The 10,381-nt window shown below is 58.3% G+C and carries 13 protein-coding genes and 1 tRNA gene; 7 read left to right on the top strand and 7 right to left on the bottom strand.

What is annotated here, in order from left to right; all coding sequences use genetic code 11:
- The 3 genes from NW837_RS01265 to NW837_RS01255 all read left to right on the top strand — a co-directional run.
- Positions 1-1,163 (top strand): hypothetical protein (locus NW837_RS01265; RefSeq protein ID WP_414328919.1); only part of this gene is annotated, 1,163 nt, incomplete at its 5' end.
- Positions 1,164-1,221: 58 nt separating this feature from the next.
- Positions 1,222-1,301: transfer RNA gene (locus tag NW837_RS01260), tRNA-Leu, on the top strand.
- Positions 1,302-1,517: 216 nt separating this feature from the next.
- The gene (locus tag NW837_RS01255; protein WP_414328918.1) at positions 1,518-2,129 is read left to right on the top strand and encodes a Ycf51 family protein; all 612 of its coding nucleotides are present in this window, start codon (positions 1,518-1,520) and stop codon (positions 2,127-2,129) included.
- Here the strand turns inward: NW837_RS01255 and NW837_RS01250 are convergent.
- Both NW837_RS01250 and NW837_RS01245 read right to left on the bottom strand, forming a co-directional pair.
- Positions 2,057-2,974: an alpha/beta fold hydrolase gene (locus NW837_RS01250; protein WP_414328917.1), complete on the bottom strand. Its 918-nt coding sequence runs from the start codon at positions 2,972-2,974 to the stop codon at positions 2,057-2,059. The genes NW837_RS01255 and NW837_RS01250 overlap by 73 nt on opposite strands.
- Before the next feature lie 30 nt (positions 2,975-3,004).
- The gene (locus NW837_RS01245) at positions 3,005-3,670 is read right to left on the bottom strand and encodes a Crp/Fnr family transcriptional regulator (protein WP_011432518.1); all 666 of its coding nucleotides are present in this window, start codon (positions 3,668-3,670) and stop codon (positions 3,005-3,007) included.
- Positions 3,671-4,086: 416 nt separating this feature from the next.
- Between NW837_RS01245 and surE the strand changes: the two genes are divergently transcribed.
- Positions 4,087-4,866, top strand: coding sequence for a 5'/3'-nucleotidase SurE (gene surE, locus NW837_RS01240; RefSeq protein ID WP_414328916.1), 780 nt, complete (start codon positions 4,087-4,089; stop codon positions 4,864-4,866).
- Positions 4,867-4,888: 22 nt separating this feature from the next.
- Here the strand turns inward: surE and NW837_RS01235 are convergent, their stop codons facing one another.
- Genes NW837_RS01235 through hisH form a run of 3 tightly spaced genes read right to left on the bottom strand, consistent with a single transcriptional unit; the run spans position 4,889 to position 6,231 of the window.
- The gene (locus NW837_RS01235) at positions 4,889-5,098 is read right to left on the bottom strand and encodes a pentapeptide repeat-containing protein (protein WP_414328915.1); all 210 of its coding nucleotides are present in this window, start codon (positions 5,096-5,098) and stop codon (positions 4,889-4,891) included.
- A complete protein-coding gene (locus NW837_RS01230; RefSeq protein ID WP_414328914.1) occupies positions 5,095-5,568 on the bottom strand; it encodes an EVE domain-containing protein in 474 nt (157 codons plus the stop codon). The genes NW837_RS01235 and NW837_RS01230 overlap by 4 nt, the downstream gene beginning before the upstream one ends.
- Before the next feature lie 6 nt (positions 5,569-5,574).
- Positions 5,575-6,231: an imidazole glycerol phosphate synthase subunit HisH gene (gene hisH, locus NW837_RS01225; RefSeq protein ID WP_414328912.1), complete on the bottom strand. Its 657-nt coding sequence runs from the start codon at positions 6,229-6,231 to the stop codon at positions 5,575-5,577.
- 68 nt (positions 6,232-6,299) lie between these two features.
- Here hisH and hemW point away from each other — a divergent pair, with 68 nt between their 5' ends.
- Positions 6,300-7,517, top strand: a complete 1,218-nt coding sequence (hemW, locus tag NW837_RS01220) for a radical SAM family heme chaperone HemW (RefSeq protein ID WP_414328910.1) — start codon at positions 6,300-6,302, stop codon at positions 7,515-7,517.
- Positions 7,518-7,704: 187 nt separating this feature from the next.
- Here the strand turns inward: hemW and NW837_RS01215 are convergent, their stop codons facing one another.
- Positions 7,705-8,196: a YajQ family cyclic di-GMP-binding protein gene (locus NW837_RS01215; RefSeq protein ID WP_011432526.1), complete on the bottom strand. Its 492-nt coding sequence runs from the start codon at positions 8,194-8,196 to the stop codon at positions 7,705-7,707.
- A gap of 117 nt (positions 8,197-8,313) precedes the next feature.
- Here NW837_RS01215 and NW837_RS01210 point away from each other — a divergent pair, with 117 nt between their 5' ends.
- Together NW837_RS01210 and NW837_RS01205 are read left to right on the top strand one after the other, a co-directional pair.
- On the top strand, positions 8,314-9,150 hold the full coding sequence (locus NW837_RS01210) for an SDR family oxidoreductase (protein ID WP_414328908.1): 837 nt from the start codon (positions 8,314-8,316) through the stop codon (positions 9,148-9,150).
- A 128-nt stretch (positions 9,151-9,278) separates the two neighbouring features.
- Positions 9,279-9,644 (top strand): FHA domain-containing protein, encoded by a 366-nt coding sequence (locus NW837_RS01205; protein WP_011432528.1) that lies wholly within the window; start codon positions 9,279-9,281, stop codon positions 9,642-9,644.
- Here NW837_RS01205 and NW837_RS01200 read toward each other — a convergent pair.
- Positions 9,631-10,381 (bottom strand): lipopolysaccharide biosynthesis protein (locus NW837_RS01200; protein WP_414328906.1); only part of this gene is annotated, 751 nt, incomplete at its 5' end. The two genes, NW837_RS01205 and NW837_RS01200, sit on opposite strands and share 14 nt — an antisense overlap.

The raw sequence follows: 10,381 nt of genomic DNA, 5'->3' as shown, positions 1-10,381 counted from the left end.
AGAGCAGAGCAGGCTCAGGGCTACTGAAAGCCCGCTCCGTACCGCTTAGCGGTCGGAGCCGGGTAGTTTACGGCGCCAACAAAACTGGCCAGTTTGTGCGTATCCTCAATTTGATGCGGGAGCACATCCCAGAAGCCGACTCTGCCAGAGCCGCCTTTGCCCGCTTTTGGACTGCTGAGTACTTGGCCAGCGCCGATCCCGCAGATGGAATCGAATTTTTCCAGACCCGGCTGCGCCCCCTCTTCGAGACCAACTATTTCCGCCCCATTGGTGAGAGCGGTAACCCTGTTGACTTTTTCCCGGTGCTGGATTTTCCCTTCGTGCTTCTGTTTGGGCTGGAATTTTTGCTGCGCACGGTGGCCATCAGCCGCCGCTACACCGGCGTCAATTGGCTGGATGCCATGCTCTGGCGTTGGTACGATGTGCTGTTGCTGCTGCCCTTTTGGCGCTGGCTGCGGGTGATCCCCGTCACCATCCGGCTGGGACAAGCGCAGTTGCTGGATCTGGAGCGGGTACGCGCCCAGGTGAGCCAGGGCTTTGTTACCAACTTCGCCGAGGATCTGACGGAAGTCATTGTCGTGCGGGTGATTAACCAAATCCAGGTATCCATTCAGCGGGGATCCCTGCCCCTGCTGCCGGCAGCGCGTACCCAGCGCGACTACATTGATATCAACAACACCAACGAGCTGGAGGCGATTGCCAACCTGGTTTTTCGCATTGTTCTCTACCGCGTTTTGCCCCAGGTGCAACCGGAATTGCAACAACTGCTCCGCTACAACCTGGATGGCCTGCTCAAGCAGTTGCCTGCCATGCAAACTCTAGAACAGCTTCCCGGCCTGGGATCCCTGCCTGGCCAACTGACGGAGCGCCTGGCCAACGAGCTGACCACCACCACCTACAAAACCCTGACGGGCAGTTTCGAGGATCCCGTCGGCTCCAAGCTGGCAGCGCAACTGATGCAGCGGTTTGGTGAGGTCTTGGCACGGGAACTCAGCCAGGAGCATGCTTCGGAAGAAATTCGCTCTCTCCTGCAAGACTTGCTGGAAGAGATCAAAATTAACTACGTCGAGCGGCTATCCCACGAGGATCTGGAGGAGGTGATGGAGCAAACCCGCCAGCTTCGGCAAAAGGCCCAGCAACTGGAGAAAGACCGCCGCCGATAGAGTTCGGGGGATTGGTTGACGAGGTTTCGCCAGTTCAGTAGGATAATGGTTTCAAGTCGGGCGAGTGGCGAAACTGGTAGACGCACCGCACTCAAAATGCGGCGGGAAACCGTGTCGGTTCGAATCCGACCTTGCCCATGATTTTTAGTCTGCTGTGACGAGCTGTAAGGCTCGCTGCTTTCTGGGTTTGGTAGGTTGATCCGTCTTGCCTCTTCTCACAGGGGTTTGGTGATAGAACCAGCCAAGCCCTTCTGGAGCAGGGTGCCAGCGGGACGGAGTCCTTAGATAGGGCAGCCAGAATCGGGCTCATCCTGCATCCTAGAGATGAAGCTCTAGCCGCTAAACTGGGGAATCATGGATGCAACTTTGGAATCTTTCTTTGCCTCTGCCACCCGAATTGGGCTAGGTCTGGCAGGCTTGTTGGCTATGCTCACCCTGCTGGCCTGGATCCGCAATTGGCCCTTGAAGTTTTCCCTGGTGGGCTACACGGCGTTTGCGCTGGTTTTAACAGCGGGATGTTTTGCCCTCAGCTTGGGGCCGATCTTTCGCTCCCGCATTCCCGGTGCTGCCCCCTACACCACCGTCTATGACCAAGGGGCGGATCGAGCGGTTATTGCTGTCAGCCCGGATATCACCCCAGAGCAACTGATCCTCACCCTGAAGCAGGCGGCCAGCGATTTGGGATCCCCAGGACGCTTCTCCACCGGTTCGCCGGTGTTCACCTTGCGGGCCCGCACCGTCATCCATCCCGAGCCGGGAGTTTCCGAGCCGTTGCTCTTGGGCACGCTGCAACAGCCGTTGGGAAAGCGCCTGCGCACCCCAGAAGAACAACAGCAGCAGCAGATCCATCTAGAGGAAGAGGCCTTTGCCCGGCTGCGGAAGTTGGCCCAGGGTCAGGCTTCTGCCGCCTTGTCTGCAGAGGAAGCGGAAGAGCCAACCACCGGGATCCCACTTGCCCAGTCTTGAGCGCTGAGCCAGCGGCGCAGATCCTGTCCCACCCGGTCGGGGATCTCCCAGGGAAAGAGATGAGCCACGTTGGGATAGACAATGCAGGTGCAGTGGGGCAGGGCGCGGGCTGTGGCCAGGCTGCTGTTGGCGGTGATGTGGCGATCCCGCTCGCCGGCCATAAGCAGTACCGGGATGCGAATTCGGTGCAGATCTCCCTCGCGGTTGTAGCCCCGTTGCAAAGCGGCGCGCAGAGCTTGGCGAGCCTGGGGGGAGGTGTGCAGATAGGCGGGCAAGGCCATGTGCGCCAAATACCGATAGGCCGTTGGGGTCTGTTGCTGCATCAGGTAGCGGTAAAGGGAGCGACGGCCAAAGGTCTCGATGTTCCATTCCCAGCCGGGCCAAAGCCAGTTGAGCAGCGAGGCAACGCCGGTGTTGACCTGATCCCAAAAATCGGTGGGGGGATGGTTGCTGCGGGGGCAGGCGGCACTGGCCACCAAGACCAAACCCTTTACCCGCTGCGGCAGCCGCAAAGCCAACTCCAGGGCCAGGATCCCGCCCAAAGACCAGCCCAGAACCAGACACTCCTGCCAGCCCAGGCGATCCAGCAGCCGCTCCAAGTCCTCTAGGTGATCCTGCATCTCAAAGGGATCCGTCACCTGGGAATGCCCGTAGCCACGCAGATCTGGCGCCACACAGGGGTGGATCCCCGCCACTGCCTCTGCAAATACCGCCATGCAGTCGGCATTGCCCGGATGGCCGTGGAGCATCAAGATTGGGAGGGAGGGGATCCCTTTTCCCCAAGTACGGTAGTGGAGCTGCAGGCCCATCGCGTCAGCAGTGCAGTTCCCGACTGCTGTAGGCATAACACTCTGGATAGCATCTAGACAGCAGGGTTAGGCGCTGGCCGCCTTCTTCGGAGTGGGCTGGAGCTTTACCCCGTTGGGAATACAAATTAAGTTTTGATCCAGCACCTGCACAAACCCTTTCGAACGCAGGGATCCCAGAAGACGAGTCACCGTCACGCGGGTGGCCCCAATGGCATCCCCAATCTGGGCATGGGTAAGGGGCCAGGGGAGATACATCCCTTGTTCACAGGGCTGTCCATACTCTTCGATCAACAGGCTCAAGAAGCCCTTGAGGCGATCGATGGCGCGCCGTTGGCCCAGATTTCCCAACCACAGCAGCTTCCGTTGCAGTTGCTGGCGGAAGTTTTCCTGAATCTTCTGGTGCAGATAGGGCCACTGCTCCAGATCCTGCCAGTAAAACCACATCACCGTGGTGCGATCGGCGTGGGTGCAGGCTTTCAACTCAAAGCGCTCTGGGTTGCTCAGCTCAAAAGGAAATCCAGCCGTGATGAACCCAACAAAGACCTCCCGCCGCTCTGGAGTTTGGCTGACCAGGCGCACCACTCCCTCTTGGGTGATGTACACCAATCCCGGACGAGTGGGAATGCGCACGTCTTTGGGAAAGGTGCGACAGCGGTAGTGCTCCTCGGCCCACTGGCAAAGCTCACGCCATTCCTGAGCCTCTGTTGCCGATGTGATGGAAACAAGTGACATGAGATCAACTTCCTGTCGCTCGAGCGACCTGATGGGTTTTACAGACTTTCCAGCTTTACCCGGCTGTAGGCTATGCAACGCTTCCGCGTTCGCGCCGGCGGTGCGGAGCACCTACACGTCAACGGGACGGAGTCTTAGGAAGATGGGGATGGAGAAACAGCAAGATACACACAAGAAGGCAAATACAAAGAGGAAGGAAACCGCAGGGTTTACTTTACCTTAGCTTCATAATGGCACTTGACCTCATAGGGTGACATTGTGTTCCTACTGATATTGTTCAAAAGGCTACGTCCAATAATAACCCCAAGAAGCCGTAAATTTTCAGATTCTGCCGCTGAACTCGGCTACCTGGGGGATCAGCGCAGATCATTGGGTCAGACTGGTGTATGTCTAAGGGCGGGTGTGGGGTGGCTGGGATGAATATTCTCATCAGCAACGACGATGGCATCCAGGCGGCAGGGGTGCGGTGTTTGGCAGCAGCGCTGGCCCAGCTGGGGGGGCACCAGGTAACGGTGGTCTGTCCGGATCGGGAGCGCTCGGCCACCGGCCACGCCCTGACGTTGCACAAGCCGCTGCGGGTGGATCCGGTGCGGGAGGGATTTCCTCCAGAAGTGCAGGCCTGGGCCTGTTCGGGCACCCCTTCCGACTGTGTCAAGTTAGGTCTGGACGGGCTATTGGATCGTCCTCCCGATTGGGTGATTTCCGGCATCAATCAGGGAGCCAATCTGGGCACGGATGTGCTCTACTCCGGCACCGTCTCGGCGGCAATGGAAGGGCTATTGGAAGGGATCCCTAGCCTGGCAGTAAGCTTGGCCAGTTTTACCCATCAGGATTTTCAACCAGCGGCCCAGGTGGTGCTGAAGCTACTGGAGAAACTGAGCCTGAAACCCCTGGGGGAGCCGATGCTGTTGAACATCAACGTGCCCCCCCTAGCGCTGGCTGAAATACGCGGCATGGTCTTGGCCCGCCTGGCCTGGCGCAAGTACACAGATCTCTACGAGAAACGGGTGGATCCGCGCGGCAAGGCCTACTACTGGCTAGCTGGAGAGGTGGTGGAAGAGGAGGTGGATCCCTGTTCGGACGTGCGGGCGGTTGCTGAGGGCTATGTGTCGATTACGCCCCTGCAGCCGGATCTAACGGCCTACGCGGCCTTTGATAGCTTACAGCGCTGGGGGCTCTCAGCTTTTGGCTCATGAATTTTAAGCCGGTGAGCTGGGGTCAGCGCCGAACAATGTCATCCCCTCCAAATTTTGGGTCGAACTCGGCGGGAAAGCGGGTGTTGGCACTGTAGATTGCCCCTTCCAGAAAAGCGCTCTTCAGGTTGTCCATCGACAGATTGGCCCCTCGCAAATCCGCCCCCGTTAGATCCGCCCCACTTAGGTCGGCGCCACGCAAATTGGCCCCACTCAGGTTGGCCTCGCCCATCATAGAGGAGACTGCGTAGAAACTCCCGTCAGCGCCAGCAATCGTTTCGCCACCCCTTCGGCAACCGGCATGACCGACAGGCGTGTGCCCCGCCGCACCACCTCCAGCTCCTCCGGGGTGAAGGTGGCCCGCAATTTGGCCAAAGGGATCACTCTTTCAAAAGCAGCCAAAAATTGCACCCGCACCGTGTACCACCGGGGATCTGCTGGAGTGGACTTGGGATCGTAGCAGGGGCTGGTCGGATCAAACTGGCTGGGATCCACCACGTGGGTTTCCAGGATCTCCATCAAACCGGCAATTCCGGGTGGCTCGGCATTGGAATGGTAGAAAAAGGCGCGATCCCCAGGCTGCATTGCCTTCAGATAGTTGCGGGCTTGGTAGTTGCGCACGCCATCCCAAAGGGTTTGGCCCTCCCGCTGCAAATCCCAGATGCTGTAAACGCTGGGCTCAGATTTCATCAGCCAGTAGTTCATGGGGCACTAAGCTCTGGGAGCAGATAAAAGGGAGCAACGGGCAGCAAACTCGACAAAGTTTTGCAACATCTGCAAGCCAACAGGGCCCGACTTTTCGGGGTGAAATTGGGTAGCAAACAAGGTGCCGCGGGCAATAGCGGCTACACAGGTTTGGCTGCCGTGTTGGGTGGTAGCAGCCACCCAGCTTGGGTCATTGGGCACTGCGTGGTAGGAGTGGACAAAGTAAACCCAGCTTTGATTCGGGATCCCTGCCCAAAGAGGCGATTGGGGTTGGGTAAGGTGCAACTGGTTCCAGCCCATGTGGGGGATACGCAAGCCCGGCTCCGGTCGAAAGCGCTGCACCCGTCCAGGCACAATGCTCAGCCCTGGCTCTGTTCCCTCTTCGCTGCTTTCGAACAAAACTTGCAGCCCAAGGCAAATGCCTAAAAAAGGCTGTTGCCGCTCCACAGCTTCCCGGATCGCTTTCCCAAAGCCCCGCGCCCGCAGCTGCTGCATGGCTGGGTCAAAGGCCCCATCGCCGGGCAGGACAATGCCGTCAAAAGCCGCTAGTCCAGTTGGCTCTGTTACTAGCTGCACCTCAGCTCCGGCCCGCTCCAGCCCTTTGCAAGCCGAATGCAGATTTCCCGCCTCATAGTCGATCACCGCCAGGCGTACAGTCCCCATGGGATCCCTCCTCGTGAGGAGTTTCGGAGTCTATCAGTATAGTGGTTCTATCCCGTTTGAGCTGACCCATGGCTGTGGCAACGGCTTTGCACAATCCCACTCCGACCGATACTGCTCTGCAATGCTGCCGCGACCAGGTTGATTGGCCTGAAGCAGCTTACCTGCACATCCCTTTTTGTCGGCAACGCTGCCACTACTGTGATTTTGCCACCGGCCTGGGCACCCGCAAGTTGATGGAAACCTACGTGCAGATGCTCTGCCGGGAGATCGGCGGCGCCTACCGCTACCGCCATCTGGCCGGGGATCCCAGACCGTTGACCAGCATTTTTTTCGGGGGTGGCACCCCTTCTCTGCTGACGGTGGAGCAACTGGGGCGGATCTTGACTCAATTGAGGGAGAGGATCCCGTTTCATCCCGACTGCGAGATTTCTCTGGAGGCCAACCCCGGCACCCTGACGCGGGAGCAGTTGGCGGGCTACCGGGAGCTGGGGGTCAACCGCATCAGCCTAGGGGTACAGGCATTTCAGCCAGAGCTGCTGGCCGCTTGTGGTCGCCTGCATGGAGTGGAGGAAGTTTACGAAGCCGTGGCCGACTTGCAGGCGGCGGGCTTTGAGAATTTCAACCTGGATTTGATCTTTGGGCTGCCCTACCAGACTTTGGAACACTGGCAGCAGTCTCTACGAGCTGTTCTTGAGATTAACCCCACCCATGTCTCCGTCTATGATCTGACGATTGAACCGGGAACCCGCTTTGGTCGGATGTACCGACCGGGAGCAGCACCTTTGCCCAGCGAGGAAACCACAGTTGCCATGTACCTAATGGCGCGGGAGCTGCTCACCGAAGCGGGCTACATCCACTACGAAATCTCCAATTTTGCCCGCCCCGGCTACGCCTGTCGCCACAACCGAGTGTACTGGGAAAATCGCCCTTACTTTGGCTTTGGCATGGGATCCGTCGGCTACGAGGGGGGACGGCGCATTCAGCAGCCCAAAACCCTTTACCACTACTTCGAGCAGGTGAAAGTCGGAGTCCACCCTCTCCCTCCTGAAGCATCCCCAGAAGAAGTTTGGATGGATACTTTGATGTTGGGGTTGCGTCTAAAGGAAGGTCTGGATTTGTGCCATTTACAGGAGCGTTTTGGCCACCCAAAGGTCGAGCAAGCTTTGGAGAGGCTGGATCCCTATTTTGAGAAGGGATGGGCCAGTTGTGAGGCAGGCCGGCTACGGCTGATTCCGCCCGATGGCTGGCTATTTTCCAATGAGATTCTCAGAGACTTGCTGGCTTGATTCCGACGGTTACTTTCACAAGATTTCTCACCAGAGCCCCCTATCCCAATTGGCCGAAAACTCAAGCTTTGAGGAGCGTAGGCCATCACCATTTCCAGCAGCCATTAAACCCAACATTTCACAGATCCTGAGATCTCTAATCTTGCAAGAGGGGTTGAGGGGAAAGATACGGAAGCCCAGAGGATCCCTATCGATAGTTGACAAATTGCAGCGCCACCGGGTAGTCCTGCTGCCTAAGCATTTGAATGACCGCCTGTAGCTCGTCTTTATCCTTGCCGGAAACGCGCACCAGATCCCCTTGAATGGCGGGCTGCACCTTCTTAAAGTTGTCGCGGATTTGCTTGGCGATCTGTTTGGCCAGTGTGGCATCAATGCCCTTTTTCAGGTGAACCACCTGGCGCACTCGGTTGCCGCCGGCGCTCTCTGGGGGTTGGAAGTCGAAGATCTTCAGGGATAGACCCCGCTTGGCCGCTTTGGTGAGGAGCAGATCCCGAATGGAGTTGAGGGCCATGTCGTTGGCGGTGGTGATGGTCAGGGATCCCTCCTCCAGCTCAATTTCCGTCTGAGTATCCTTGAGGTCGTAGCGCTGTTTGATCTCCCGTCGGGCTTGATCCACAGCGTTCACCAGTTCCTGCCGATCGAAATCACTGACGATATCAAATGAGTAGGTAGAGGCCATAAACCTTATCTTCGCTATCGTTCAGTATCTTAAGCCCTCAGCCAAGCAGGGATCCCTAACTCTCGGAGAAGCTACAACAGGTAGAAGGATCCCAGTCCAGATTTACGGAGAAGCAGGATGGCCGATGTTGTTTTAATTACAGGCGCCTCTGAAGGCATCGGCAGAGCTACTGCCTTTGCCTTTGCCCGTGGGGGTTACCGATTGGCGCTGGCTGCCCGCACTGCCGAAACCCTGAAGCAAACGGCCATCGACCTGGAGCAAAGCCTAAATGCCGAGGTCTTGGCCGTTCCCACCGATGTCACGCAGCCAGAACAGGTGCAAAACCTGGTGGAGAGAACCCTAGAACGCTATGGCCGCATCGACTGCCTGATCAACAACGCCGGCATCTGCATGAGTGGCCCTTTTTTGCAAACTACCCTGGAACACTGGCAGGCTTTGATGGCGGTCAACTTTTGGGGCTACCTCCACACCATCCGAGCCGTGCTCCCCGACATGTTGAAGCGCAAAAAAGGCCAGATCATCAACGTGGGATCCATTGGCGGCAAAATGCCCCTGCCCCAGATGAGCGCCTATTGTGCCAGCAAGTACGCGGTCAGCGGGCTGACAGAAGCGCTGCGTCTGGAACTGCAACCCCAAGGGATCCAGGTGATCGGCGTCCATCCGGGCATCGTCAGCAGCAATTTCCTCAAGCGAGCCATTTTTCTGGATGAGGTGGGGCCAGAGTCCTCTCCCGATGGCCACTCCCAAACCTCAGGTGGCAAAGCCCGCGAGCAAATGCAACAGGCGCTGGAGAGTTTCTGGGCCAGCCAGCCGGAAGAAGTTGCCGAAGCCATTTGGGATGCCGCTCGCCAGTCCAAGTCAGAGGTGGTGGTGGGCATGGCCCAATGGGCGGTAGGAGCTTACACCCTCTTCCCCGGATGGGTCGGCTCATTGCTCCAGAATGTTCCTCGCTAGCCCACTGGATCGGTCGAGAGTTCTGGGGCGCTGGATGAGCGATTCTGCAGACCCAGCGATAGCAGGAAGAAGGCTAAACTTCGGTATAGTTTGAGGTACGGTTAAACACTGGTATTGACAGCGGAAGTATGGTTGAATCTGTGCCTTCTCCTTCCGGTACCCACCAGCACATCTTGATCGTGGAAGACCGAGATGGCCGCCGTACCCAGGTGCTGGGATCCGCCAAATACTTCATCGGTCGGGACTTGGCGAACGACATCTGTCTCAACTCTCAGTATGCCTCCCGCTACCACGCCATGCTGCTGCGGATTCCCGCCGAGCGAGAGGGAGAATATTGCTACCGCATTTTGGATGGGGATCTGGAAGGTCGCCCCAGCACCAATGGCTTGTTGATCAACGGCCAGAAATTGACCACCCACCAGCTCAAGTCGGGGGATGTGATCACCTTTGGCCCCGATGCCAAAGCCACCTACAAAATTGTTAAGGCTCCCTAGGCCCAGATCTCTGCAGAGCGTGCAATCGCCCCCCAATCAACAGCAGCAAAGCCAGCACCAAGGCCATCTCCGACAGCAAGGTCGCTAGGGCCGCCCCCTGCCAACCCCACCTTGGGATCCAAACCGCATTCAAAAGCCCATTCAGCCCCAGAGCCATCAGTTGCAGACGGCTGCGGGGCTTTTGCAACCCTGCCCCGGTGAGCAGGTGAGACAGCAAAAGGTGGATCCCCTCTAGCAAAATGACCGGGCTGAGCCAACGCAGGATGAGGGCCGTTTCCCGGTAAGCCGATCCCAGCACCCAGGGGATCCCGTAGGATCCCAGCGCCAGCCCCAGGGCGGCCAAACTGCCGTAGCCCACCACCCAAGGGGAAAGGTGACAGGCGTAGCGCCAGCCTTGTGGGAGTCCTTTTTGGCCTTGGCGGCACAGCTCGGCAAAATGGCTGGTGAGCAGGGCGATCATCGGCGTTTGCGAGAAGTTGATCACCCGATAGGCAGCGCTGTAAAGACCCCCCGCCGCTGCTGAGGCCAAACGGGGCAAGAGCAGCTTATCCAAATCGGTGAAGGTTTTCACCGCGGCCAGCCCCACCGCAAAGTCCCAGCCCGCTGTCAGCCGTTCCCGCAGATCTCGCCAGCTCAGGGCCAAGGGGGGAGAAGGCTCGCTCCACCGCCCCATCCCCCTCGCGATCAGCAGCAGCACGACCAACACCATCAGGCCGTACAGAACAGCCCATTGCACC

Source organism: Synechococcus sp. R6-10, assembly GCF_047461815.1.
In the GTDB taxonomy this organism is placed as follows: Bacteria; Cyanobacteriota; Cyanobacteriia; order Thermostichales; family Thermostichaceae; genus Thermostichus.
The sequence above is the reverse complement of the archived record's forward strand: the minus strand, read 5'-3'. Positions and strand labels throughout refer to the sequence as shown.